This is a genomic window from Aeromonas sp. MR19 (assembly GCF_963899305.1).
GTDB classification, from domain to species: domain Bacteria; phylum Pseudomonadota; class Gammaproteobacteria; order Enterobacterales; family Aeromonadaceae; genus Aeromonas; species Aeromonas bestiarum.
Genome location: NZ_CAWQWZ010000053.1, coordinates 91,691 through 117,818, shown reverse-complemented (window position 1 = coordinate 117,818; position 26,128 = coordinate 91,691). Strand labels below are relative to the sequence as shown.

The 26,128-nt window shown below is 60.8% G+C and carries 22 protein-coding genes and 1 riboswitch; of the genes, 6 read left to right on the top strand and 16 right to left on the bottom strand.

Annotated elements, in window-relative coordinates:
- Window positions 1-20: 20 nt before the first annotated feature.
- Window positions 21-1,334 (top strand): isocitrate lyase, encoded by a 1,314-nt coding sequence (gene aceA / locus AACQ95_RS21215; RefSeq protein ID WP_043137483.1) that lies wholly within the window; start codon window positions 21-23, stop codon window positions 1,332-1,334.
- A 107-nt stretch (window positions 1,335-1,441) separates the two neighbouring features.
- Here the strand turns inward: aceA and hda are convergent, their stop codons facing one another.
- The 3 genes from hda to upp form a co-directional block, all read right to left on the bottom strand.
- Entirely contained in the window at window positions 1,442-2,143 is a 702-nt protein-coding gene (hda, locus tag AACQ95_RS21210) for a DnaA inactivator Hda (protein WP_016351307.1), read from the bottom strand.
- 103 nt (window positions 2,144-2,246) lie between these two features.
- A complete protein-coding gene (locus AACQ95_RS21205; RefSeq protein WP_241279824.1) occupies window positions 2,247-3,266 on the bottom strand; it encodes a DUF2066 domain-containing protein in 1,020 nt (339 codons plus the stop codon).
- Between the two features lie 144 nt (window positions 3,267-3,410).
- A complete protein-coding gene (upp, locus tag AACQ95_RS21200; protein ID WP_043137488.1) occupies window positions 3,411-4,037 on the bottom strand; it encodes a uracil phosphoribosyltransferase in 627 nt (208 codons plus the stop codon).
- A gap of 175 nt (window positions 4,038-4,212) precedes the next feature.
- Between upp and purM the strand changes: the two genes are divergently transcribed.
- Together purM and purN are read left to right on the top strand one after the other, a co-directional pair.
- Window positions 4,213-5,250, top strand: a complete 1,038-nt coding sequence (purM, locus tag AACQ95_RS21195; RefSeq protein WP_043137490.1) for a phosphoribosylformylglycinamidine cyclo-ligase — start codon at window positions 4,213-4,215, stop codon at window positions 5,248-5,250.
- Between the two features lie 5 nt (window positions 5,251-5,255).
- Window positions 5,256-5,894 carry a phosphoribosylglycinamide formyltransferase gene (purN, locus tag AACQ95_RS21190; RefSeq protein ID WP_241279914.1) on the top strand — a complete coding sequence of 213 codons (639 nt, stop codon included), beginning with the start codon at window positions 5,256-5,258 and terminating at the stop codon, window positions 5,892-5,894.
- A gap of 85 nt (window positions 5,895-5,979) precedes the next feature.
- On the opposite strand, the gene AACQ95_RS21185 is transcribed toward purN, so the two are convergent.
- From AACQ95_RS21185 to AACQ95_RS21165, 5 genes are all read right to left on the bottom strand, one after another.
- On the bottom strand, window positions 5,980-6,741 hold the full coding sequence (locus tag AACQ95_RS21185; protein WP_277604422.1) for a Nif3-like dinuclear metal center hexameric protein: 762 nt from the start codon (window positions 6,739-6,741) through the stop codon (window positions 5,980-5,982).
- Between the two features lie 187 nt (window positions 6,742-6,928).
- The gene (locus tag AACQ95_RS21180) at window positions 6,929-8,272 is read right to left on the bottom strand and encodes a sigma-54-dependent transcriptional regulator (RefSeq protein WP_098983510.1); all 1,344 of its coding nucleotides are present in this window, start codon (window positions 8,270-8,272) and stop codon (window positions 6,929-6,931) included.
- A complete protein-coding gene (locus AACQ95_RS21175) occupies window positions 8,269-9,303 on the bottom strand; it encodes a sensor histidine kinase (RefSeq protein WP_043137499.1) in 1,035 nt (344 codons plus the stop codon). The genes AACQ95_RS21180 and AACQ95_RS21175 overlap by 4 nt, the downstream gene beginning before the upstream one ends.
- A gap of 106 nt (window positions 9,304-9,409) precedes the next feature.
- Window positions 9,410-10,831, bottom strand: coding sequence for a sigma-54 dependent transcriptional regulator (locus AACQ95_RS21170; RefSeq protein WP_043137501.1), 1,422 nt, complete (start codon window positions 10,829-10,831; stop codon window positions 9,410-9,412).
- A gap of 268 nt (window positions 10,832-11,099) precedes the next feature.
- Entirely contained in the window at window positions 11,100-11,975 is an 876-nt protein-coding gene (locus AACQ95_RS21165) for a DUF2726 domain-containing protein (RefSeq protein WP_043556654.1), read from the bottom strand.
- Between the two features lie 192 nt (window positions 11,976-12,167).
- Between AACQ95_RS21165 and AACQ95_RS21160 the strand changes: the two genes are divergently transcribed.
- From AACQ95_RS21160 to ppx, 3 genes are all read left to right on the top strand, one after another.
- Window positions 12,168-12,680 carry a glycine cleavage system protein R gene (locus tag AACQ95_RS21160; protein ID WP_241279821.1) on the top strand — a complete coding sequence of 171 codons (513 nt, stop codon included), beginning with the start codon at window positions 12,168-12,170 and terminating at the stop codon, window positions 12,678-12,680.
- A gap of 75 nt (window positions 12,681-12,755) precedes the next feature.
- The gene (gene ppk1, locus AACQ95_RS21155) at window positions 12,756-14,825 is read left to right on the top strand and encodes a polyphosphate kinase 1 (protein WP_241279820.1); all 2,070 of its coding nucleotides are present in this window, start codon (window positions 12,756-12,758) and stop codon (window positions 14,823-14,825) included.
- Window positions 14,815-16,305, top strand: a complete 1,491-nt coding sequence (gene ppx / locus AACQ95_RS21150) for an exopolyphosphatase (protein WP_098983502.1) — start codon at window positions 14,815-14,817, stop codon at window positions 16,303-16,305. Before ppk1 ends, ppx begins: the two co-directional genes overlap by 11 nt.
- An 83-nt stretch (window positions 16,306-16,388) precedes the next feature.
- On the opposite strand, the gene mgtE is transcribed toward ppx, so the two are convergent.
- The 8 genes from mgtE to flgF form a co-directional block, all read right to left on the bottom strand.
- Window positions 16,389-17,732 carry a magnesium transporter gene (mgtE, locus tag AACQ95_RS21145; RefSeq protein ID WP_043137519.1) on the bottom strand — a complete coding sequence of 448 codons (1,344 nt, stop codon included), beginning with the start codon at window positions 17,730-17,732 and terminating at the stop codon, window positions 16,389-16,391.
- A 122-nt stretch (window positions 17,733-17,854) separates the two neighbouring features.
- Window positions 17,855-18,024, bottom strand: a riboswitch (M-box (ykoK) riboswitch).
- A gap of 222 nt (window positions 18,025-18,246) precedes the next feature.
- Window positions 18,247-19,455 carry a flagellar hook-associated protein FlgL gene (flgL, locus tag AACQ95_RS21140; RefSeq protein WP_098983499.1) on the bottom strand — a complete coding sequence of 403 codons (1,209 nt, stop codon included), beginning with the start codon at window positions 19,453-19,455 and terminating at the stop codon, window positions 18,247-18,249.
- A 4-nt stretch (window positions 19,456-19,459) separates the two neighbouring features.
- Complete coding sequence (locus AACQ95_RS21135; RefSeq protein WP_241279818.1) at window positions 19,460-21,466, bottom strand: FlgK family flagellar hook-associated protein; 2,007 nt, start codon at window positions 21,464-21,466, stop codon at window positions 19,460-19,462.
- 3 nt (window positions 21,467-21,469) lie between these two features.
- A complete protein-coding gene (flgJ, locus tag AACQ95_RS21130; protein WP_241279816.1) occupies window positions 21,470-22,561 on the bottom strand; it encodes a flagellar assembly peptidoglycan hydrolase FlgJ in 1,092 nt (363 codons plus the stop codon).
- Between the two features lie 43 nt (window positions 22,562-22,604).
- Window positions 22,605-23,702 carry a flagellar basal body P-ring protein FlgI gene (locus tag AACQ95_RS21125; RefSeq protein WP_043137528.1) on the bottom strand — a complete coding sequence of 366 codons (1,098 nt, stop codon included), beginning with the start codon at window positions 23,700-23,702 and terminating at the stop codon, window positions 22,605-22,607.
- 8 nt (window positions 23,703-23,710) lie between these two features.
- On the bottom strand, window positions 23,711-24,382 hold the full coding sequence (flgH, locus tag AACQ95_RS21120; protein ID WP_043137531.1) for a flagellar basal body L-ring protein FlgH: 672 nt from the start codon (window positions 24,380-24,382) through the stop codon (window positions 23,711-23,713).
- A gap of 60 nt (window positions 24,383-24,442) precedes the next feature.
- The gene (gene flgG, locus AACQ95_RS21115; protein WP_043137532.1) at window positions 24,443-25,231 is read right to left on the bottom strand and encodes a flagellar basal-body rod protein FlgG; all 789 of its coding nucleotides are present in this window, start codon (window positions 25,229-25,231) and stop codon (window positions 24,443-24,445) included.
- 14 nt (window positions 25,232-25,245) lie between these two features.
- Window positions 25,246-25,992, bottom strand: coding sequence for a flagellar basal-body rod protein FlgF (gene flgF, locus AACQ95_RS21110; protein WP_042870552.1), 747 nt, complete (start codon window positions 25,990-25,992; stop codon window positions 25,246-25,248).
- Between the last annotated feature and the right edge of the window lie 136 nt (window positions 25,993-26,128).

Here is a 26,128-nt window from a genome sequence, read left to right as displayed (position 1 = left end):
CAATGAAAGAGGGAACTGATATGGCACTGACCCGTGAGCAACAGATCCAGGCTATCGAGAAAGACTGGGCAGAAAACCCCCGCTGGAAAGGGATCAAGCGCGGCTACAGCGCCGAAGACGTGGTGAACCTGCGCGGCAGCTTGCAGCCGGCGCACACTCTGGCTCAGCGCGGCGCCGACAAACTGTGGGAACTGATCCACGGCAGCGCCAAGAAAGGCTACGTCAACTGTCTCGGCGCCCTGACCGGCGGCCAGGCGGTGCAGCAGGCCAAGGCGGGCATAGAGGCCATCTACCTCTCCGGCTGGCAAGTGGCGGCGGACAACAACTTGTCCTCCACCATGTACCCGGATCAGTCCCTCTACCCGGCCAACTCTGTCCCGTCCGTGGTGGAGCGCATCAACAACTCCTTCGCCCGTGCCGACCAGATCCAGTGGGCCAACAAGGTGGGTCCGCAGGATGCCGGTTTCATCGACTACTTCCTGCCGATCGTAGCGGATGCCGAAGCCGGTTTCGGCGGCGTGCTGAACGCCTTCGAACTGATGAAAGGGATGATTGAAGCGGGCGCCGCCGGCGTGCACTTCGAAGATCAGCTGGCCTCGGTGAAGAAATGCGGCCACATGGGCGGCAAGGTGCTGGTCCCCACCCAGGAAGCGGTACAAAAGCTGGTCGCCGCCCGTCTGGCAGCCGACGTCTGCGGCACCACTACCCTGGTGATTGCCCGTACCGACGCCAACGCGGCCGATCTGCTGACCACGGATGCAGACCCTTACGATGCCGGTTTCCTGACCGGTGAGCGCACCGCAGAAGGCTTCTACAAGGTGCAGGCGGGGATCGAGCAGGCCATCTCCCGTGGTCTGGCCTATGCCCCTTACGCCGACATGGTGTGGTGCGAAACCGCCAAGCCGGATCTGGACGAGGCGCGCAAGTTTGCCGAAGCCATCAAGGCGCAGTACCCGGACACCATACTGGCCTACAACTGCTCCCCCAGCTTCAACTGGAAGAAGAACCTGGACGATGCCACCATCGCCCGCTTCCAGCAGGAGCTGTCCGACATGGGTTACAAGTACCAGTTCATCACCCTCGCGGGCATCCACAACATGTGGTTCCACATGTACGAACTGGCCTACCAGTACGCCCGTGGCGAGGGGATGAAGCACTACGTCGAGATGGTGCAGGAGCCGGAATTTGCCGCCGCCAGCCGTGGTTACACCTTCGTGGCACACCAGCAGGAAGTGGGCACGGGTTACTTCGACAAGGTGACCACCGTCATCCAGGGTGGCCAATCGTCAGTGACAGCGCTGACAGGTTCCACCGAAGAAGATCAGTTCCACTGATAACTGCATGCGAGCCACCGAGCTCGAACAAAAACCCCGGCCAGGTGCCGGGGTTTCTTTTTGCTCGCCGCTCAAGGATGCAGCGCAGACAGGCGGTCACCGTCGGTTCAGAGTTCGAGGATCTCTTTGACGAAGGGGATGGTGAGCTTGCGCTTGGCGCGAAATGAGGCGTTATCGAGCTGATTGAGGGTGGTAAGCAGGGTGCGCATGTCGCGGGAGAGTCGGTTGAGCAGGAAGCGGCCCACATCGATGGGCAATTTGAAGCCCCGCAGCTCGGCACGCAGCTGCAGGGCACTGAGCTTGCCTTCATCATCCAGCTCGTCGAGATGGAAACTCACCCCCCAGTCGAGGCGGGAGGCAAGATCCGGCAACTGCAGCCCCAGCTTGCGCGGTGCGCTGCAACCCGTGACCACCAGAGTACCCTCGCCCTTCTCCTGCCAGCGATTGTAAAAATCGAACAGGGCCCGCTCCCACAGCGCATTGCCGGCGATGGCTTCCAGACTGTCCAGACAGACCAGCGGCAGACTTTCGAGGGCGTCGAGCATGCTGGGATCCAGCTGTTCGAACTGATCGAGGGAGAGATAGGCCGCCGCCGCATCGCGGGCATTGACCTCGGCGCAGGTGGCGTGCAGCAGGTGGGAGCGTCCCGATCCCTTGGCGCCCCAGAAATAGAGGAAAGGTGATCCCTGACCGATGGCCGCATTCTTGAGGGCGGTGATCAGATGAGCATTGTTGCCGGGATAAAAACTGACGAAGGTTTCATCATCCGGTAATTGTACGGCTAAAGACAGTTGGGCCGGTTGCTTCACTCGTTGGGCTTTGACTGTGACATTTGTGGCTGAGTGTATCATCGCAAAGGCAGATAGAGAACCGCCCGGACTTGGCCGGGCGGTTGGTACAAGGCAGAAATGATCAGGGCTGCGACCATTGGTAGCGCAAACCGCTGTCATTATCATCAATCTGGCGCAGCCGGCTCTCCAGTTGCAAGCCACGGATGAGCTCGGCCTTGTCCCCCTGCAATGCGAGGTTGAAGGTGACCTTGTCCCCCTCCAGCTTGCCTATCTCCACCTTGGTGACGCTGGCCATGCCCTGCAGCATCTTCTGCACCGTGATCATGCCGTCTATGCCGGACAAGCCTTCCACCACCAGGGTCTGGCTGGAGGCGACACCCGAGATGCGTGCGCCATAGTTTTGTACCAGCCAGGCCGCCAGCCCATCGGCAAATCCCTGCGCCACCTCGGCCTGGGTGCCGCTGCCGCTGCCGCGGGTCAGCTCGGCCAGCTCGCCACCGGCCTTGGGTCCATAGAGGCCCCAGTCTATGCTCCACTTCTCCCCTTCCGGGGTCAGCTTGCCCAGCACCACCATCTCGGCGCCATAACGCTGGCTCGCCTTGAGGATGGGATCGGCGAAGCGGCCCCAGACATCGGTGGCATTGACCGCCATGTTGTCATCGAGATCCATCAAGGGAATGCTGACCGGCAGGCCCATGGCCTGGCTCTGGGTTCGCAGCGCGGCGGCCCAGCCATCGCTGGACTGATCCGGCAGGACGCGGCGCTCTCCCTCATTGATCACCAGCCAGATGGCCACCTGAGGCCGGGCTGGCCCAAGCAGGGCAAATTTGCTCTGGGAGATCAGGGCGTTGACCTTGGCGACGTCAAAGTCGGCCTTGAGAAACTTGACCGGCCCCAGGTCCTGATAGCCGTAGTGCTGCACATAGTCGCCAGGGGCGGCCAGCGCCTTGACCACGGCCGGCTGGGTGAGGATATCCCGCTTGCCGGTCACCTTGACCAGCACATCCCCCAACGCCTGGGACTGGGCCGCCACCATGTCACCGCTGGTGGGCGCCTTGCCCTGATAGAGATCGGTCACCTGAGCGGCCGAGACCATGAATGACAAGCCGCAGCAGAGGGCGGTCACAACACGTTTGAACATGAGAAGAGTCTCGAAATGGGAGATGGTGCTTATGGTAGCGGCAAGGCGCGCATTGCAGCAAGCTGGAGGGGGATAAACAGCAGAGCCGGCGAGGCGCCGGCTCCGATCACCCCTTCCACGTGGGAAGCGGGTCAATACATCAACTTACTTGGTACCGAAGATCTTGTCGCCGGCATCGCCCAGACCCGGGACTATGTAGCCTTTCTCGTTCAGACCTTTGTCGACGGAGGCGCAGTAGAGCTCTACATCGGGGTGAGCGGCTTCCAGCGCCTTGATCCCTTCCGGCGCGGCAACCAGCACCAGCACCTTGATGGACTGGCAGCCTTTCTTCTTCAGCAGGTCTATAGTGGCGATCATGGAGCCGCCGGTGGCCAGCATGGGGTCGATGACCAGTGCCAGACGCTCTTCGATGTTGCTGACAATCTTCTCGAAGTAGGGAACCGGTTGCAGGGTCTCTTCATCGCGGTAGATACCGACCACGCTGACGCGGGCGCTCGGCATGTGCTCCAGCACGCCATCCATCATGCCCAGACCGGCACGCAGGATAGGCACGACTGTGACCTTCTTGCCCTTGATCTGGTCAACTTCCACTGGCCCGTTCCAGCCATCGATGGTAACCTTCTCGGTTTCGAAGTCAGAGGTCGCTTCGTAGGTCAACAAACTGCCCACTTCTTTGGCCAGTTCACGGAAACGCTTGGTGCTGATATCGCCTTCACGCATCAGCCCGATCTTGTGTTTGACCAGGGGGTGTTTGACTTCAACGACTTTCATTATTATCTCCTCTAACTGCCGCAAAAAAATCGCGGAATCATACAACAAAAGCCACCGCTTGTAGAGCTTTTCCACGCAAAAACGCGCAAACGATTTCCTTTCTGCTTTTACCCGGCCACTGTTAGAATACGCCCCGAATTTTACCCTCCACTTCTTTATATGACGGGGAATACGCGTGACTGACAAAACCTCACTGAGCTACAAGGATGCTGGCGTAGATATCGATGCCGGCAATGCACTGGTTGAACGTATCAAGGGCGTGTCAAAGCGCACTCGTCGTCCTGAAGTCCTTGGTGGTCTTGGCGGCTTTGGGGCCCTGTGTCAAATCCCTGCGGGCTACAAGGAGCCGGTACTGGTCTCCGGCACCGACGGTGTGGGCACCAAGCTGCGTCTCGCCATCGATCTGAAAAAGCACGATACCGTCGGCATCGACCTGGTGGCCATGTGCGTCAATGACCTGATAGTGCAAGGCGCCGAGCCGCTGTTCTTCCTCGACTACTATGCCACCGGCAAGCTGGACGTAGACACGGCCGCGGCCGTGGTCACCGGCATAGGTGCGGGCTGCGAGCAGTCCGGCTGCGCCCTGGTGGGCGGCGAAACCGCCGAGATGCCGGGCATGTATGAAGGGGAAGACTACGACATCGCCGGTTTCTGTGTCGGCGTGGTGGAGAAGAGCGAGATCATCGACGGCAGCAAGGTCGGTGACGGCGATGCCCTGATCGCCCTGGCCGCCAGCGGCCCCCACTCCAACGGCTTCTCCCTGGTGCGCAAGATCCTGGAAGTCTCCAAGGCAGACGTGCATCAGCCACTCGGTGACACCACTTTGGCCAACGCCCTGCTGGAGCCGACCCGCATCTATGTGAAACCCGTGCTCAAGCTCATCAAGGAGTGCGAGATCCACGCCCTGTCCCACATCACGGGCGGCGGCTTCTGGGAGAACATCCCACGCGTGCTGCCCGCCAACACCCAGGCGGTGATCGACGAGCAGAGCTGGCAGTGGCCGGCGGTGTTCAGCTGGTTGCAGCAGGCCGGCAACGTCACCCGCCACGAGATGTACCGTACCTTCAACTGCGGCGTCGGCATGATCATAGCCCTGCCTGCCTCCCAGCTGGAGAAGGCCCTGACCCTGCTCAAGGCGGAAGGCGAGAACGCCTGGCACATCGGCCATATCGCCAAGGCTGCCGATGGCGAGGAGCAGGTCATCATCCGATGAGCCCGATGACACGCATTCTGGTGCTGATCTCCGGCAGCGGCAGCAACCTGCAGGCCATTCTCGACAGTTGCGCCAGCGGCAAGATTGCCGGCGAGGTGGTCGGCGTCATCAGCAACAAGGCCGATGCCTATGGTCTGATTCGCGCCAAAGAGGCCGGAGTGGCGACCTCCATTCTGGCCCAGCAGCAGTTTGCCAGCCGGGATGACTACGACCTCGCCCTGCAGGCGTTGATGGCGGACTATAAGCCGGACCTGGTGGTATTGGCCGGCTTTATGCGGATCCTGAGCGCCCCCTTGGTGCGCCACTTCGCGGGGAGGATGATCAACATCCACCCCTCGTTGCTGCCGAAATACCAGGGCTTGCACACTCACCAGCGCGCCATCGACGCCGGTGACAGCGAGCACGGTGCCAGCGTCCACTTCGTCACCGAAGAGCTGGATGGCGGCCCGGTGATCCTGCAGGCCCGCGTCCCCATCTTCGAAGGGGATGACGCGGACGAGGTGGCTGCCCGGGTGCAAGTGCAGGAACACAGCATCTACCCGCTGGTGGTGCAGTGGTTCTGCGAGGGAAGGCTGAGAATGCAAGGTGATGCCGTCCTGCTGGACGGTGCCGCACTTGGCCCGGCGGGTTATGCCAGCGAGTAGCGGAAACACCGAGATGTGAAAAGGGAGGCCTGCGGCCTCCCTTTTTTGTCTTTTGCAGTACAGCGGCCATCGGCCGGCGCAGGACTTAAACCGGATTATCGATGTCGATAAAGGTCACCTCCAGCCCGTGCACGGTCGCCAGCCACTCCCCCAGCGCCTTGATGCCATAACGCTCGGTGGCGTGGTGGCCGGCGGCGTAGAAGTGCATACCCATCTCACGGGCTGTGTGAATGGTCTGCTCGGAGGCTTCGCCCGAGATGAAGGCATCGATCCCCTGCTCCGCCGCCAGACTGATATAACTCTGGCCACCGCCGGTGCACCAGGCCACGGAGCGGATAAGCGCGGGGCCGCTGTCACCGCAATGGAGCGGCTCACGACCGAGCCGCTCGGCGATGAGCTTCGCAAAGTCGCTGCCGCTCATGGGCTGTTCCAGCTTGCCCACCATGGCGACACTCTTGCTGTTCCAGGGCTCCAGGCCGCGGCGCACCTTGATGTCCAGCAGCTTGGCGAGTTGCGCGTTGTTGCCCACCTCAGGATGCACATCCAGCGGCAGATGGTAGGCAAACAGGTTGATGTCGTGGGTCAGCAGGGTCTTGAGGCGGCGCTGCTTCATGCCGGTGATCTGGGCCGGTTCGCCGCTCCAGAAATAGCCGTGGTGCACCAGGATGGCATCGGCATCGGCGGCCACGGCCGCGTCGATCAGGGCCTGGCTGGCGGTGACACCGGTCACCACCTTGCGAATGCGCTCGCGCCCCTCCACCTGCAGGCCATTGGGGCAATAGTCTTTGATGGCGTGGGGTTCGAGCAGATGGTTGAGTAGGGTTTCGAGTTTCCGATGAGAGATCATAATGGTCCCTTGTTGAGGCCAGGTTCCCCTGCTCTACCAATAAAAACAGGGTCCAGGCACAAAGCGCCGAGGACCCCATGATAATCGAGCCAGACCGCCAAGACCATGACAGTTCCCTGGCAGGGCACGCCAGCCACGCGGATAAAGGCACCGGGTCGCCAGGCTCCAGGCGATGCCCACTCCGAACTCAGGCGGGCAGATCGATCCCCGCCTCCCGCATCTGGGCCAGCTTGTAGCGCAGGGTGCGCGGGCTGATGCCGAGCCGGTCGGCCACCGCCTTGCGGCTGCCGTTGCAGTCTTGCAGGGTATCGAGGATGATCTGGTGCTCCTGCTGCTTGAGCTCGCTGCCAAGATGCTCGCTGCCACTGCTGCGCTCACCGCCGGTGAAGCGGATCTCCTCCTCGTCCACCTCTTCCAGGATGAGGTGCTCGCAGCCGATGAGCCCATCCGGGCTCAGGATCAGGGCACGCTGCACCACGTTGTCCAGCTCCCGTACGTTGCCGGGCCAGGGGTGGGCCAACAGGCGTTCGCGCGCTGCGTCTGTCAGCTGCGGCGTCGGCAACCCCTGCTGGCTGGCATGCAGCGCAAGCAGGTGCTCCGCCAGCGGCAGTATGTCGCCGGGCCGCTCCCAGAGCGAGGTCCAGCGCAGCGGGAAGACGTTGAGACGGTAGTAGAGATCCTCGCGGAACAGGCCGTCCTGCACCGCCTTCTTGAGATCCCGGTTGCTGGTGGCGATGACCCGCACATCCAGCGGGATCAGCTTGCGGCTGCCGAGCCGCTCCACCTCTTTCTCCTGCAAGACCCGCAGCAGCTTGGCCTGCAGCCCCAGATCCATCTCGGTGATCTCGTCGAGCAGCAAGGTGCCACCCTGAGCCTGTTCGAACTTGCCTGGGCACCCCTGCACGGCGCCGGTGAAGGCCCCCTTCTCGTAGCCAAACAGGGTCGCCTCCAGCATGTTTTCCGGGATGGCGGCGCAGTTGATGGCGACGAAGGTCTGCTCGGCGCGGCTGGAGTTGTCGTGAATGTAGCGGGCCAGCACCTCTTTCCCCGTCCCGCTCGGGCCTGTCACCATGACGGTAGCCTCGCTTCGGGCCACCCGGGTCGCCAGCTGGAACAGCTCGGCCGTCTTGGGATCCCCGTAGACCACGGCGCGCTTCTCCACCTTCTGGGCCGGTACATAACGGCTGACCTGGTTGAGCAGCACCTCGGGCGAAAACGGCTTGGCGAGGTAGTCGATGGCCCCTTCTCGCATGGCGCGCACGGCACCGTCTATGTTGGCGTAGGCGGTCATCAAGAGCACAGGCACCTGGGGATATTGCTGGCGAATGTTGGCCAGCAGGGTCAGGCCATCCATGCCCCCCATCTGTATATCCGAGATCACCATGTCAAAGCTCTGGCGCGACAACGTCAGCAAGGCGCGCTCGCCGCTGTCCGCTTCTCGGCACTCGTAGCCGCCGAGCAACAGGGTATCCACCAGCGCCTCGCGCAGGCCATTGTCATCTTCCACGACCAGAATACGGGCCTGAGTCATGCGACACCTCCAAGCTGCACCGCTTGCTGATGCAGGGGGAACGACAGAGTAAAGCAGGTGCCTTCAGCGGGCACTGAGGCCACGCTGACCTCCCCCTGATGGGCACGTACCACGGATTGCACCACAGCCAGACCCAGGCCTGTGCCCTGGGAGCGGGTGGTGAAGAAGGGTTCGAAAATCTGGTTGAGCAGGTGGGCGGGCATCCCCTTGCCATTGTCGAGAATGCGCATCTCCACCCGGGCGCCGCTGCGCACCGCGCTCACCAGCAGCGAGGTGGCCCCCGCCTGCTGGGCGTTGGCAATCAGGTTGTTGATGGCCCCCGCCAGCGCATTGCTGTTGGCGAGCAGGCAGAGATCCGGCTCGGGCGCCTCCATGTGCAGCTCACAGCCCTGCTGGTTGCAAAATGCCTCGGCACCGGCCTGCACCTCCGCCAGCAATCCCTGGACCGAGATGGGCGTCACCACCTGATTGTCACCGTTGCGGGCGAACAGCAGTATGTCGTTGATCTGTTTCTCCAGATCCTTGAGCCGATCCATCAACTTTTGCTGGAACTGGCTGCGCGACTCGGGCTTGAGGGTGCGGTTGGCCAGGTTGGCCGCATAGAGCATGGCGGCGGAGAGCGGTGTGCGGATCTGGTGTGCCAGCGAGGCGGCCATGTTGCCCAGGGCAGACAGCCGCTTCATGTGGTTGACTCTGTCCTGCAGTTTGCGGGTTTCGGTAAGATCCGTGATGAACACCAGCTGACCGGGTTGATCCGGCAGCGGCTGGGTCGAGAGCTGCACCCGACGGCCGTCGCGCAGGGAGATCTCGTGACCATCATCCTCACGGGGCTGGAAACAGCGAGCGATGATCTGGCGCCAGGCCTGGCCTTCCAGCGGCTCCCCCAGCAGCGCCAGGGCGGCGGGGTTGGCACGGGTGATGCGACCCTCGCCATCGAGCAGCAATACACCGGTCGGCAGCGCCTGGAAGATGGCGTAGAGCTGGCTCACCTCGTGAGACTGGAGTGGATTGTCTTGCTGCTGGGCTGTCATAAAGCTGACCTCAAACTGGCTATTGGGTCAGGTTATTCAATTTCCATGCCACTAAAATTATCACTAAAAATCAAAGCGTTGAATAAAGGCGTCAAGGCTTTGACCCTTATACTTCCTTGCTCATCCCGTATTTTTTCATCTTCTCCACCAGGGTGGTACGACGCATGCCGAGCAAGTCGGCGGCGCGGGCCACCACCCCGTCCTGGGACTCCAGGGCCTGGCGGATCAGCTCCACCTCGAGGTCGGCCAGCATCTCCTTGAGATTGACCCCCTCCTCCGGCAGCTGCATGGCACGGGAGTGGCTGGCACTGTGTTCCAGCTCGGGGGGATCCTGGAACACGGCGGCCAGCGCGTCGCGCTCGTCCATCTCGGTCAGCCGTTCATCCCTCGGCTCGCACGGCAGCAGACGATAGCGGCTCGGCAGGTCGGCCACGTCGACTATCTGCTGCGGGTAGAGGATGAGCAGTCGCTCCAGCAGGTTGGAGAGCTCGCGCACGTTGCCGGGCCAGGGGTACTGCATCAGGGACTCCAGGGCCCGCTGGGTCAGGCGAATGATGCCCTGATGCTGCTCGGCATGGCGGTTGAGCAGCTCCTGCAGCAGCAGGGGAATGTCGTCGATGCGATCCCGCAGCGGCGGCGTCTCAATCGGGAAGACGTTGAGGCGGTAGTAGAGATCTTCACGAAAGCCCTGGGTGCGGATCATGGCCTCCAGATCTCTGTGGGTGGCCGCTATGATGCGCACGTCCGCCTGGATCGGCTTGCCACCCCCCACCCGATCGAACAGCCGCTCCTGCAACACCCGCAACAACTTGACCTGCATCGGCAAGGGCATGTCACCGATCTCGTCGAGGAACAGGGTGCCGCCCTGGGCCAGCTCGAAGCGGCCCCGGCGGGCGGCGATGGCGCCGGTGAAGGCGCCCTTCTCGTGGCCAAACAGCTCGCTTTCCAGCAATTCGGCCGGGATGGCGCCGCAGTTGATGGGCACGAAGGGGCCCCCGCTGCGGGGAGATAGCTCGTGAATGGCGCGGGCCACCACCTCCTTGCCGGTCCCGGATTCCCCCAGGATCAGCACGTTGGCCTCTGTCTCCGCCACCTGGCTGATGAGACGGCGCACCTCCTGGATGCCCCGCCCCTTGCCCACCAGCAGACGCAGCAGAGCCTGGCCCTTGTCGTGAGTCTGTTGACGGGGATGCAGGGAGACAAACGCCTGACAGAAGTGCAGATGGCGAGTGAGGGATTCGTAGGTGAAGGGAGCTTCGGCGACGCCGATGAAGTTGCTGTTGGGGAAATCCGCCTCTACCAGAGACAGGAAGGGCACCCGGGGAAAGCTGGTCAGCAGCTCATCCAGCGAACGGCCGGTCAAGGTTCCCGCCAGCACCCCTTGCAGCGGGCCGGACGACTCGATGGCCACATCCAGCTCGTTCTCGACTATCTCCTGCCACGGGATCCCCATGAACGAGAGCACAGTGCCCAACTGTTGGCGCCGCTGCGCATCGGCATCAACAATCAATACTCCCATCGCCATCATATACATCCCTCTTATAATCGACGTAACTTATTGTTTTATTGTGCTTATGTGGTCTAGCCACGCACTTTATGCAGGAGGCACAAAGTGCCAAAATTCCGACGCATTGTCAAAAATTGTCGCATTTAACCTAAGTTTATCGACGCAACTGCGGAATAAGATAAATTTTGTCGCCTCTTTTTTTGATGAGAGGCGCAGACAAGCGCAAGAGACGGGACGAGCGGCCACCCGTTCCCGGCCCCATGACGAGGCCGGGAACGGCGACAGGGGGTCAGTGACGGGCGTTCGTGTGAGGCGCGGCGTAGCGGCACTCGGGGAAGCGGCTGCAGGCCATGAACAGGCGTCCGGCATGAGGCCCTTTTTTGGCCTCCCGCTCGACCAACGGGGCATCGCAGCGAGGGCAGTGAGGCGCCTGGTGCGGGTGGTCGTCCTCTTCGTCGTCCACCTCGGCAAACAGGTTGTCCACCAGTTCGCTGTCTGTGGCAGAGACCAGGGCACTCCTGACCGGGGTCGTGACGGTCGACATGGTCGAGGAACTGGAAGGCGAGCGGCCGCCATGACGGGTCTCTTCCGTGTCGACGCCATCGAGCAACAGGGGGCTGAAGGTCGGCTCGCGACGCTCGCCCGGCATCAGATCGTCGGCCAGCGGCGCGGTCGTCTTGATCAGCAGCGGCAGGATCAGATCCCGCAGCTCTTCCACCTGATAGTGGCTGCTTGCCGGGATCTGCAGCAGCGGCAAACCGGCGCTGTCGAAGGCAGCCTTGAGGAAGCTGTCCCTGGCTCTGCGCTTCTGCTGGCGGTGGGAGCTGTCATCGAGTTCGATGGCGCAGATGAAGGAGAGATCGGCCGGGTGGCAGAGCAGGTAATCCAGGTGCTTGGCGCTGATCTTGTTGAACGCCTGCTGCCACTTGCTCTTGCCCATGCCCGCCTCAGGGGTGAGCACATCGGCCACCCGCACCTTGGCAAACACCCGGGCCTTGTCACCGACCGCGAGATCCAGCACGCCGAGGAAGGAGCGCTCGGCCGGACTGAACAGGGTCTCCTGCACATCATAGGGCAACGGCTTGCCTTTCTTGCCTCGGGTCCAGAAGACCGCCAGCAGGAGCAGCACCAACAACACCAATCCCGATACGACAAGGGTATTCATGAGCGCACTATCCAGTTCACAAAACAAAAGAGGGGCATCACTCTACCACAGGGGCCCAGTGGCAGGCAGCGCTGAAACATGGCCCTCCCCCTCCCTTCTGCGCTTTTTCACCCTATTTACGCCGGGCGGGGCTTCATATGGCCTGTCACAGCAGGCACAATGCTACAGAAACCCAATTCCAAGGAGAGCAGGATGCAAAAGCAATTGGTCGTGACAGTGATAGGCACAGACAAACCCGGCATAGTCGAGAGTCTGGCGGATATCATCACTCGGCAGCAGGGCAACTGGCTGGGCAGCTCAATGAGCGAGCTGGCGGGGCAATTTGCCGGCATCCTGCACGTGACAGTACCCGACGAGCACTACCGCAGCCTGTGCGAGGCGCTGGTGATGCTGCCCGGCCTCACCGTCAGCTTTGCCGAAGGCCAGCCCAGCCAGGAGCCGGAGCGTCAGGTGATGCTCAGCGTCACCGGCAACGACAGGGCCGGCATAGTCCACGAAGTGGCCAGCATATTGCGCCAGCTCAACATCAACGTGTCCGACCTCACCACGGGTTGCGAGCCGGCCCCCCACTCCGGCGCCCCGCTCTTCTATGCCCATGCCCTGGTGGCCCTGCCGCCCCAGCTCGAACTCGACGATCTGATCACAGCGCTGGAGTCTCTCTCCGACGATCTGGTGGTCGACATAGACCAGGCGTTCGCCGACTGAGCGGCTGGTCATCACACTGTCATATTTTCACGCCATTACTGCCGCGCAGACGCGACCCGACCACAGAGGCATCACATGAGCACCGACAAGCAGTATGAAGAGAAAGAGCTGAGCTGGCTCTCATTCAATGAACGGGTGTTGCAAGAGGCAATGGACAAGACGGTGCCCCTCATAGAGCGGGTCCGTTTCCTGGGGATCTTCTCCTCCAACCAGGATGAGTTCTTCAAGGTGCGGGTGTCGGACGTCAAGCGCCGCATCCTGATCAACGAGGTGCACGGCGGCGACGACGAGGCCAAGGTGTTGCTGCGCGCCATCCAGCAGAAGGTGATGGCGCTCGGCGAAGCGTTCGACAACACCTACAAGGAGCTGTTGATAGCGCTCGCCCGCCACAACATCTTCCTGGTCAACGAGAGCCAGATCTCCGAGTCGATCCAGCAGTGGCTGCGGGTCTTTTTCAGGGAGAAGGTGCTGCGTCACATCATCCCTATCCTGCTCAACAAGGAGGTCAACCCGGTCAAGTTCCTCAAGGACGAGTACACCTATCTGGCCATAGAGATGAAGAAGAATGGCCAGGTGATCCAGTACGCCCTGGTGGAAGTGCCGACCGACGATCTGCCCCGCTTCTTCCAGCTGCCGCCGGAAGGCACCCGCCGCAAGAAGCAGATCATCATACTGGACAACGTCATCCGCTTCTGTCTCGATGAGATCTTCAAGGGCTTCTTCGACTACGACGAGATAGCCGCCTACGCGGTCAAGCTGACCCGGGATGCCGAATATGATCTCTCCGACCAGCTGGATCTCAGCCTGGTGGACAAGATGAGTGACGGCTTGAAGCAGCGGCTCACCGCCATGCCGGTGCGCTTCGTCTACGAGCGGGAGATGCCCGCCGCCATGATAAGCTTCCTGAAGCTCAAGCTGCAGATCAGCTCCTACGACGCCATCATGCCGGGCGGACGCTATCACAACTTCAAGGATTTCATCGGCTTCCCCAACGTGGGCCGGGATTATCTGGAAAACCCCAAACTGCCGGCCCTGGATTGCCGCGACTTTGACGGCTTCGTCAACGCCTTCGATGCCATCGCCAAGCAGGACATACTGCTCTACTACCCGTACCACAAGTTCCACCACTTCACCGAGCTGGTGCGCCAGGCGGCGTTCGATCCGGCGGTCAGCGCCATTCGCATCAACATCTACCGGGTCGCCAAGAAGTCGCGCATCATCCACTCCCTCATCGATGCCGCCAACAACGGCAAGAAGGTGACGGTCGTCGTCGAACTGCGCGCCCGTTTCGACGAGGCGGCCAACATCGACTGGGCCAACATTCTCACCGACGCCGGGGTCAAGGTGGTGTTCGGGGTGCCGAGCCTCAAGATCCACTCCAAGCTCTGCCTCATCACTCGCCACGAACATGGCGAGGCGGTGCGCTACGCCCATATCGGCACCGGCAACTTCAACGAGAAGACGGCGAAGATCTACACCGACTTCTCCCTGCTGACCCGCCACCCGGACATCACAGCCGAGGTGGAGGGGGTGTTCGAATACATCGAGTACCCCTATCGGCGCTACAAGTTCAACCACCTGCTGGTCTCCCCCATCAACAGCCGCCGTCAGCTCTATCGACTCATCGACAACGAGCTCTCCAACGCCAAGGCGGGCCAGCCCAGCGGCATCACCCTCAAGATCAACAACCTGGTGGACAGGGATCTCATCAACCGGCTCTATGCCGCCGGCCAGGCCGGGGTGCCGATCCAGATGATCATCCGTGGCATGTGTGCCCTGCGCCCCGGCGTGCCGGGTCTGAGCGACAACATCCAGGTGATCAGCATCATAGACCGCTTCCTCGAGCATCCGCGGGTCATGGTGTTCCACAACAAGGGCAACCCCCAGCTCTATATCTCCAGTGCCGACTGGATGAGCCGCAACATAGATGGCCGGATCGAGGTGGGGACCCCCATCTACGACGAGCGCCTCAAGCAGCGCATCCTGGATATCTTGCAACTGCAGCTCAGCGACACCTGCAAGGCAAGGGTCATAGATGCAGACCAGCAAAACGCGTATGTGAAACGGGGCAACCGCCGCAAGATCCGTTCTCAGGTCGCGATTTACGACTACCTCAAACGCATAGAGTCAAACAATGGACAATAGCCTGTACGCCGCCGTGGATCTTGGCTCGAACAGTTTTCACATGGTGATCGCCCGCCTCAACGAGGGACGTCTGCAGATCGTCGATCGCATCAAGGAGCGGGTCCGGCTGGCGGAAGGAATGGATGCACAGCGCCGCATGTCGGTGGAAGCCATGGGCCGGGGGCTCGAGTGCCTCGCCCTGTTTGCCGAACGACTGACCAACATCAAGCCGGATCAGATCCGCATTGCCGGCACCTATACCCTGCGCCGCGCCAGCAACGCCCGCGAATTCGTGAGCGAGGCAACCAAGGTGCTGAACCATCCCATCGAGATCATCAGTGGTCAGGAAGAGGCGCGCCTCATCTATCAGGGGGTTGCCCATACCCAGCATATCGAAGGCCAGGTACTGGTGGTGGACATAGGCGGTGGCAGCACAGAGCTCATCATAGGCGAAGGCTTCGATCACAAGGCGCTCACCAGCCGCAAGATGGGCTGTGTCAGCTTCACCCAGAGCTTCTTTGCCAACGGCAAGCTGAGCGAGAAGGCTTTCAACAATGCCGTACTGGAGGCCCAGCATCAGCTCGCCCCCATCATCAACCAGTATCGCAAGCTGGGCTGGCAGAGTTGCCTCGGCAGCTCCGGCTCGATCCGCACCGTGCGCGACGTGCTGCAGGGGGAAGGCTGGACCGATGGCGCCATCACGCTGGCGGGGCTGGAGCGGCTCAAGCGGGAGATGCTCGACCACAAGCGGGTCGATCAGTTGAAGCTTGCCGGCCTGACCGAGGAGCGCCAGGAGGTGTTTGCCGCCGCCGTGGCCATACTGCTCGGGCTCTTTACCTCCCTGCCGATCGATCGGATGGAGTATTCTGACGGCGCCCTGCGCGAAGGGCTGCTGTACGAATTTGAGGAACGCTTGCAGCACCACGACATTCGCGAGCGCACCGCACTGGCGCTGTCCACCCACTATCGTATCGACAAGCGTCAGGCCAACCGGGTCGAGCAGAGCGTGTTGACCCTGTTCGATGCGCTGAGCGGTCCCTGGGAGATGCCGGAGGAGCCCTACCGCGCCATCCTCGGCTGGGCGGCGCGACTGCACGAGATTGGTCTGGCCATCAACTACAGCGGCATCCATCGCCACTCCGCTTACATCTTGCAGAACACGGATCTGCCCGGCTTCAACCAGGACGATCAGGCCCTGCTGGCGGCTCTGGTGCGGTTTCAACGCAAGGGGCTCAAACTCTCCGAGCTCCCTCCCCTGCCCAACCACGACGAGCAGACTGTGCTGCGTTGCATTCGCATCCTGCGCCTCGCCGTGGCGGCGCACCACAGGCGCCAGGACAACCTGTTGCCGGAATGGAAGGTACAGGCCGCCGAAGATCAGCTGGTGGTCACCCTGCCGATCGATTGGTGCGACGAGAACCGCCTGCTGATCCAGAACCTGGAGAAAGAGCACCGTTATTGTCAGGAGCAGGGCTGGCCGCTGCTGTTTCAGCTCAGCTGATCCCGCCTGTTCGGCAGGCAGACAAGCAAAAAGGCAGCCCAGGCTGCCTTTTTGCTATTTGACTCATCCGCGTCAGGTGCGGGTTACTGCAACTCGGGCAGCAACAACTTGGCCATCTCGAAGTAGATGATAAGGCCGGTACCGTCCACCAGGGTGGCGATGAAGGGGGCAGACACCACAGCCGGGTCAATCCGGAAGCGACGCAGCACCATGGGGATAATGGATGCCACAGTGGCGCTCCACAGCACGATGGCGATGATGGTAAAGGTCACAACCATGCCGATCTCGGGACCGACGCCCAGGCTCCAGGCCCGGATCCAGGCTGCCACTGCAATCGCCGCCGAGATGAGCAGACCGGTGGAGAGCTCCTTCTTCAAGACAGTCCCCAGGTTGCGCATGCTCACTTCGCCAACCGCCATGGCGCGCACTATGGTGGTGGTGATCTGGGTACCACTGTTACCGCCGGTACCTATGAGCAACGGGATGAAGAAGGCCAGCGCGATGGCAGCTTCCAGCTGCTCCTCGAACGCCCGCAGCACAGTACCCGTATAGGCTTCGGCCACGAACAGGATCAACAGCCAGCCGATCCGCTTGCGCCACAACTGCCAGGGGGTCGCCTGCAGATAGGGAGTATCGAGCGGCGAGGAACCACCCTGCATCTCGGCATCCTCGGTGGATTCGAGTTCCAGGATGTCGGCGGCATCATCCACATGGAAGATACCCACCAGCTTGCCCTGCTCCTCCACCGGCAAGGTCGAGATGTCGCGGTCGATCAGCAGGCGTGCCGCCAGCTCCTGATCCGCCCGGGCATTGATGCGTACCGCATCCCTGTCCATCAGCTCGCTGACCGGCAGCAGAGGATCCGCTATCAGCAAGGATTTGAGCGCTATGCTGCCGAGCAGGCGATTCTCGGTGTTGACCACATAGAGGTGCTGGAACAACTGGGCGTTGTCCCAGGCATCGTGGATCAGCTGCTTGGCACTGCCCACCGTCTCCTGATCGCCGATGGCCAAAAATTCATGGCGCATGTTGGCACCGACCGATTCGGTCGGCCAGTCGAGCAGGGAGTAGAAGGTGGACTGCACCGGCTCCGGGAAGCGGGAGAGCAGCATGGTGCGATCACTGCTACCGAGCCGGCGCAGTATGGCCAGCATGTCGCGACGGGGCATGGCCCCTTGCAACAGGCCGACTATGCTGGCGTGCAGCCGCATCAGCAAACGTCCGGCACAATCGGCCGACAACGAGCTGAGCAGCGCCGCACCTTCGGCAATGGGCAGGGTATCGAAGATGCAGTTGAGCTCTTCCGGACGCAGGGTCAGCAGTTGATCGGCACGCTGAACCGGATCCAGATTATTCTCCAGCCAGCCCTGCAGGGCGGCCAGATCGAGCAGTTGATGACGATTGAGTAGAGTCTGTGTTTTCTTCATCACAAATGACCTCATGTGATTTCAGGCTAAGCCTGAGCGCGATCGGATATCCGGTCGCTGTCTGAAAGAAAACAGCAATTTGATTGACGAGTAATAGGCAGGAAATGACGCCGTCCGGCGTGTCATCATCCCCACGTACCAGCTTTAGCACTGTATAACGTATCCGGCATGCCGGAAGCCACTTGGGTTTACACCTTAATCCGATGAAAACTGTCCTGAGCTTGGGCGTCTCTCGACGTCGTGAGATCAGTGGCCTTTGTTTATACAGGAGCCTCGCCTAACGAGATGCTGCAACAAAAAATCAGCACAACCCTCTGTTGTGCGGGCTGAATGATTATCGAATGCGCTGTGTGAGTCAACCCGACAGGGAGGGCTAAATGGCCCACTGCAACAGCTTGTTACAATTGGAGAAAAAGAGGATTTAAACGAGGATATATCGGGGCGGGGCAAACCAGATACGGATGGCCCCCCTGTTCATTGCGTCCCGAAATGCGCTGAACAGGGGTGGAAAATATCAGCGAATATAGTCAAACAGGGTCAGTTTGCTTATTTTGCTGAAGGAGAGCTGGGAGGCGCTCAAGGCCGCATCCTCTTTGGACAAGGCGGCAATGACTTCATACAAGTCCGCCTCGGAAACCTTGGCCCTGGCCTGCTGATTGAGGGTACTCAGCCCCTCGTTCGAGCCCAGTACCTGCTCCAGGCTGTTCATTCTGCCGCCAATCTCACCCAGCCCCTGATCGACATTCAGCCGGGCATTTTTCATGTGGGAGGTGGCATCCGCCACCTTCACCTGAAAGGTGTCCGGGGTGATGTTGGGATCCTGCAGCGCCGTAATGAAGTCGGACATGCCATCCAGAATGTTGTTGTTCTGGGGCGGATCCAGCACAAAGTTTTGCGCGGCGCCCCCTGCGGGCAGATCCAGGGTCAACTCCAGGCCATTGAAGGGGATCTTGTTGCCTGCCACATAGTCACCGCTTTGCAGCAGGGTGCCGCCGCCATCCCGTATCTCATAGGTATCCGGTGCGCCCGCCGCCGTGGTCACCGTATATTGGTTGCTGGCCAGGGCAGGGTCATAGTTGTTGCGATAAAAGCTGTCGAAGTTGCCCTGATCGGCCACTCCGACCTGAATATTGGCGCTGCCCGCACTGCTGGTCCTGCGGGTCGGCACGATTTCAAACAGATTGAAGCCGGAGTCATTGGCCGCGATTTGCACCGTCGGAGAGACCTGGATATTGCGTTGGCCCGTATCCCCCTGGAAGAGGTAATTGCCGCTGGCATCCTTGACGAAGGGCTGGGTCTTGCTCTGGTTGCCACCAAAAATGAATTCGCCCTGGGAGTTCTTGCTGTTCATCAGATCGAACATCTGCTTTTGCAAGCCTTCCAGCTCGCTGGCGATCGCCTTGCGATCATCGGACCCCACCGCCGAGTCGTTCGCCTTCTGGATCAGGGTCTGGGCGCTGGTCATGGCGGTATTGAGTGCAGTCAGCACCGTTTCTTCATGGCCCAGGCTGTTCTCAAGCAGGCTGCCATTGACGCCATACTGCTTGAACAGGTCTATCTCCTTGGTCAGCGCCATCTTCTGGCTCATGCCGGAGGGGTCTTCTCCCGACGTCTTGAATTTATCGCCACTCTGCAGCTGTTCATAAGCCGTGCTCAGTCTTTCATTGGCGTTGTTCAGGGAAGAGATATTCCGGTTATAGACCATGTTGGTGGTGATACGCATGAACTTACCTCACTGATGACAACAGGGTGTCGAAGATGGTCTTGGCCGTGCTGACCACCTGGGCCGATGCCGCATAAGACTGCTGGTAGCGGATCAGGTTGGCCGCCTCTTCCTCGAGACTCACCCCGGAGACGCTCTCGAAAATACTGGTGCTCTGGGTCAGCTTGGCCTCGTTGGCCTTGAGCAGCGTCTTGGCCTGGCTGGTGTTGTTGCCCACCCCTGTCACCAGGCCGGAATAGGCCTCGTTGAAGGTCATCTTGTCATTGCTGGTGCCCGTATTGGTGCTCTTGCGCACCAGATCCTTGTTCTGCAGCTCGGCCAGTGCCAAGCCATTGGCGTTATCGGCGAAACCATCCTGATTGTAGCTCAGGGTGAAGCTGTCTTTGGGCTCCACAGTCCCGGTGATACTGAACTCGTAGCCGGGTGTCTGCTGCGGATTGGCGTAGACATTGGCCCCGGCCGGGAAGGGATTCACGATGGCCGACATCAAGTTTTGGCCCTTGCTCGAGGCCGGTGCCACTCCTATCAGAGTGGTACCATCCGCCGCATAGACTTCGTAGTTGCCGCTGTTGTCGACCTTCACCACCTGGGGAGCCGTCGGATCCAGGGTATTGGTACCAAACCCCGAGCCAGTGCTGGTGTTGAAGATGCCGTTGAGCTTGATCTCGGCAGAGCCGAAGTTGTTCTTGCTCTTGTCCGCCTTGAGGGGCGATGCCAGCGCCAGATCCTCGGGGCGGGTGGCAAGCTGCCCCAAGCCGGCGGCCGCCCGCTTGGTCGGCTGCAGCAGGATGCGATCCCCTGCCGCCGGCGTGCCGGACAGGTCAATCTCGATGCCATGGCCTGGGAGCTGGAACTTGGCCGGGGGCGTGGTGCCCGTCGCCAGCGAGGTACGATTGCCATCCTTGTCCAGCGAAAATACCTCATAGCCTGTGGCGCTGCTGAACTGCACCTCGTAATCGAAGGTGGTCACTTCACTGCCCTTGCCGGGCACGAAATTGACTTTGGCGGCGCCCGTACCTGTGTTCTGGCCATAAGGCAGGCCGTCACTGACGCCGAGGGAAAAGAGATCCCCCCCCAGCTCGTTATCCAGATCCATGCCCAGCCGGTTCTGCTGGTTCATGGCATCGGCCATGGCCGCGGCTAACTGACCCAGTTCGCGCTTGGCCGGCTCCAGATCACGGCGGGCGGAGAACAGACCACCTACACCACCTCCTATGTCTTTTTCATTGATGGTAGCCTTGTTGGCCCCCATGGTTAGCTGCAACTCGGACTCGCGGGAATCAGGATTACCCGGCACGACGCTGAACTGGGCCACTCCCCCGCCATTGAGTACCAGGGAATGACCCGTGCTCATGTTGACCAGCATGCTGCCATTGGCCTGGGGCACAGTGCGGATCTCCATCTTCTCGGAGAGCTGGCGGATGGCTTCATCCCGCTGATCGAACAGCATCAGGTTCTCTTCCGGCGAGCCCTGGGTACGGATGATGGCCTGGTTCAGATCGTTGATGCTGTTGATGAGGCCGTTCACCCGCTTGGTCTCGTCACCTATGGTGGTGTTGATGGTGTCTGTCTGCTTGTCCAGCTGGGCCGACAGGGTATGAAAGCGGTTGACCATGCCGCTGAGCTCGCTCAGGGTGGTCTTGCGGCCGGCAATGTCGGCCGGCGCTTCGTTGGCGGTGTGAAACGCCTTGAAATAGGAAGTGATGGCGGCACCGACGCTGTTGCTGGTGTCCCCCAGCAGGGTATCGGTATTGGAGAACTGCTCGTAGCGGGTGGCCGAGGCAAAATAGGCGGAGGTATCACGACGCACTTCACCCTGGGCATAGGCATTGATGACCCGCTCGGTCAGCATGTCGCCCGTGCCCAGACCGACGGAATTGGTATAGATCAGGGTACGTTCACGCACATAGCCCTGGCTATTGACGTTCACTATGTTGTTACTGGTGGTCTGCAGCAGTCGCTGCTGGGCCATCACACCCGAGGTACCAATTCCAAGCAGATCGCTTGCCATGACTTACAGCTCCATTTCTGTGTTGGTGGTAGCGGAGTAGCCAGCAATGGCATCACTGCGCAACACCTGTTTCAGTTTCCTGGCGTACTGGGGATCAGTGGCATAACCCGCCTGTTGCAAGGCTTCAAAGTAACGGTCCGGGTTGTCCACCTTGGCCAAGGCACCCTTGTAACGGGAGCCTGAGGTCAGGAAATCGACATAGTCGTTGAAGCTCTCCTCGAACGACTCGTAAGAGCGAAACGATGCCTTCTGGCGCGAGGCCACCCCTTGCTCATATTCCAGGGTGCTGACCACCGCCTTGGGACCTTCCCAACGCGGATCGGCCTTGATGCCGAACAGGTTATGAGTCACCTGCCCTTCCCCGTCCTTGATCACCCGCTTGCCCCAGCCGCTTTCCAGCGCAGCCTGGGCCACCAGCACCGCCGGGCTCAACCCCAGCTTGTCCGCTGCCTTCTTGGCAAGCGGCATCAGACGATTGACAAACTCTTCCGGGGTTTCAAACACTTGCGCCGTCTTGTCCAGCGCCTTGGTTCCCTGTGCAGCCTGCACACCCTGCGCGGACCCCATGGGGGGAACCGTGCGACGGGGGCGATGCGGCACGGCCAGTGGCTGGGCATCGGCACTCATCTCTTTGTCAGCAAAATCTTTGCCAACTTTTGAGGCGGAGATGAGATCGTTAGGAGCAGAGGTGGGTGGCTGGTAGGGTTTGTAGACCCGTTCGGTGCGTTGCGGCATCTTGAGCACACGTCCATCGTGACGAGTAAAGGTCTCGGGTGAGAGCTGCTTGGCTACCATCTCGGCCAGCCCCATGCCTCCCTTGCTAGTCATGTCTGCGACCCGCTGTTCATCCAACATACCCTCGTAGAACTGGGTGTAGCTGCTGTTCATGGGGTTGTCCTGGGTCAAAGCCTGGTTGGCCTGACGCATGCCCTGAAACAGGGTCTGGGTGAAGATGGACTCGAACTGGCGAGAGGCGGCCATGAGCGCATCGGCCTTGCCCTCTTTGCTCTGGCTCAGCTGGCGCAGGCGATCCAGATTCTGGATATCCTGCACCATGCCCATATTCACGCCGCTGTTGGTGTCGAACTCTGCCATTTTGCTTACCTCATTGCCGCCCGTGGCAACCCCTTGCCGCTTGTTACAATATGACCAGCTGACCTTCGATGGCGCCCGCCTGTTGCAACGCCTCCAGGATCGCCATCAGATCGCCGGGTGCCACCCCGACCTGATTCACCGCCCGCACCAGATCATCCAGGGTCGCGCCGGTATCAAGTTTGAACATGCGCCCCTGCTCCTGCTGCACGTTGATGGTGGAGTTGTTGGTGACCGCCGTCTGACCGCCCGAGAGCGGATTGGGCTGGGACACCTGCTGATTCTCCGCGATGGTGACCGTCAAGCCGCCATGACTGATGGCTGCCGGTTTGAGCCGCACCTGGCTGCCGATGACTATGGTGCCAGTACGGGAGTTGACTATGATCTTGGCGGCCTCGCTGGCCGGGTCGACTTCCAGATTTTCGATGGTGGCGAGGTAGGAGACCCGCTGCCCCGGATCCCGTGGCGCATAGACCTTGACCGAGGTCGCATCGAGTGCCTGCGCCGTGTTGGGGCCCACCAGATCGTTGACCACGTCCGCCAGCCGGCGGGCCGTGGTGAAATCGGGTCGATTGAGGTTGAAGGTGATGGTATCGCCCTGGCTGAAGGAGTTCGGTACTTCCCGTTCCACGGTCGCGCCGTTAGCGATGCGGCCCACGGTCGGCGTATTGACCACCACCTTGGAGCCATCGGCCCCCTCTGCGCCCAGACCGCCAACCACCAGGCTACCCTGCGCCACCGCATAGACACGCCCGTCCAGCCCCTTCAGGAAGCTTTGCAGCAGAGTACCGCCGCGCAGGCTCTTGGACTCGCCGATGGCCGATACCGTCACGTCTATGGTCTGGCCCGGCTTGGAGAAGGGGGGAAGATCGGCATGGATGGCCACAGGCGCCACGTCCTTGATCTTGGGCTTGATGTTGTCCGGCACCTTGATGCCGAAGTTGTTGAGCATTGTGCGAAAGGTCTGCTCGGTGAAGGCGTTGTTCTTCTCGCCGGTACCGGGCAAGCCGACGACCAGACCGTAGCCGATCAGCTGGTTGTTACGTACCCCTTCCACCGAGCTGATGTCCTTGATACGGGAGGCGTGGGCCACTCCCAAGGGCATCAGGCAGCAGAGCAGGGTCACAAGACGGAGTGACTTCATAACATCTCCTAGAGCGGCCACCAGGGGCCATTGAAAAAGCTGGTAAGCCACCCCTGCTCCTGACTGTTGGCCAGATCGCCGGTACCGCCGTAATGGATACGGGCATTGGCGACCCGTTGTGACGATACGCTGTTCTCGGACGTCACATCTTCGGGGCGGATCATGCCGGTGATCCGGATATATTCGTTGCCATTGTTGAGCATGATCCACTTCTCGCCGCGCACTATCAGGTTGCCGTTGGGCAGCACCTTGGCCACGCTGACCGAGATATTGCCCTGCAGGCTGTTGCTCTGATCCGCCTTGGCCTGCCCCTTGAAGGCGCTGTTCTGGCCCAGCGACGCCGACAGATCATAAGGACCTGCCGTGACCGGCACACCACCCAGTGAGACCTGATCCAGGCTCAGCTTGTTGTCCTTGCCGCTCTGGGTATTGGCCTTCTTGGAGGCAGAGGTCGACTCGGCCAGCTCTATGGTGATGATGTCGCCCACCTTGTGCGCCTTGATGTCCGAATAGATACCGTTGACCTGATCCGGTTGAAAAATGGCCCCGGTCGGTCTGACGGAAACAGGCTCAGACTCCCCGTACACAGGGGAGAATTCGGGGTCATCTGGCTTGGCCGTGTTGGGGGTGCTGCTACAGCCCCCCAGCGCCAAAAGCCCCAGCATCCATATGGTTTTCATCATGCGCCTCCTACCGATGTGCGCGAGATCAAAAATGAGATCATGGTGTCCATCACCCGCTTAGGTACGCTGGATCAGGAAGGACATCATGCCGTCCACCGCCGAGAGAACCTTGGAATTCATCTCGTAGACCCGCTGGGCCTGGATCAGGTTGACCAGCTCTTCGGTCACGTTGACGTTGGACGTTTCCAGCATGCCCTGCTTGATGACGCCGAGCCCGTCCGCACCGGCAGTTCCCTGAATGGGGGCACCACTGGACTGGGTCTCGACAAACATGTTTTCACCCATGGGTTGCAGGCCGGAGGCGTTGACGAAGTCAGAGGTGTTGATCTGGCCCACCACCTGGGATGCCCCGTCCCCCTTGAGCTGTACGGATACCTGACCATCCTCTCCCACCGTCACACTCTGGGCGTTCTCGGGGATCTGGATTTCCGGTTGCAGCGGATAGCCGTTGCCCGGGGTGACTATGGTCCCTTCATCATTGAGGGTGAACTGACCGTTGCGGGTATAGGCTGCGCTGCCATCGGGCAACTGGATTTCGAAGTAGCCGCGGCCGCTGATCATCAAATCCAGCGAGTTGTCCGTGGTCTGCACGTTGCCCTGGCTGTGGTTTTTCTGGGTGGCAACGACCTTGGCACCGGCACCCAGCATCAAGCCGGACGGGAGCTCGGTATCCGCCGACGAGCGGCCACCGGGCTGGTTGATGTTTTGATAAAGCAGATCCTCGAAGATGGCCCGTGATTTTTTGAAACCCACGGTACTGGCGTTCGCCAGGTTGTTCGAGGTGACCGCGATGTTGGTCTGCTGTGCATCCAAGCCGGTCTTGCTGATCCAGAGTGCAGGGTTCATTTAAAACTCCTTGATTAGCTGATACGCAGCAGCTGGGTTTGGGCTTCGTCGTTCTCTTCCGCGGTCTTCATTATTTTGACCTGGGTTTCGAACTGACGTTGCAACCGGATAAGGTTGGTCATCTCATCGACCACGTTGACGTTGCTGCCCTCGAGCGAGCCGGCGATGAGGCCGACATTGGCCGAGGCGGCTTCAGTCTGGCCATCCTTGCGACGAAACAAGCCGTCCTGCCCCTTCTCCACCGCATCGGCGGCAGGCTTTACCAGCTTGATACGCTGGAAATCCTCGGGCAGGTTGGCCGCGGCGCCTTCGGGACGACCACTGATGGTGCCATCCCGATTGATCTCGATCTTTTCCATCGGCAACGGCAGCACTATGGGTTGGCCACCATCGTCCACAACATTGAGGCCGGTAGAGGTCTGCAGGTTGCCGGTCGCGCTCAGCTGCAGGTTGCCCATGCGGGTATAGGCTTCGCCCCCCTTGGGATCCTGCACCGCGATCCAGCCCTGACCGTCAACGGCCACGTCAAGATCCCGACCCGTGGTCATCAGCATGCCATGCTGCAGGTTCTGACCCGGCCGCTCCGTCATGGCGAACACCCGGGAGGGCAACCCTTCGCCGAACGCCTGCATGCTGCGCGCCTGCTCGAAGTCAGACTTGAAGCCTATGGTGTTGGCGTTGGCCAGGTTGTTGCCACGCACAGCCAGGCTGTTCATGTTCTCCTTGGCCCCGGACATGGCGATGTAAAGCAGGTGATCCATGGGATCCTCCGTCAAACTGATGACTCTGGAGAGAGAACTGCAATTTGAGTGCCAATACCGGCTCAGGAATACAAGGGGGGAGATAAAACAGGCGGGAAATGCCGAGAAAAAGGGCGCCGAGGCGCCCTTGTCATCA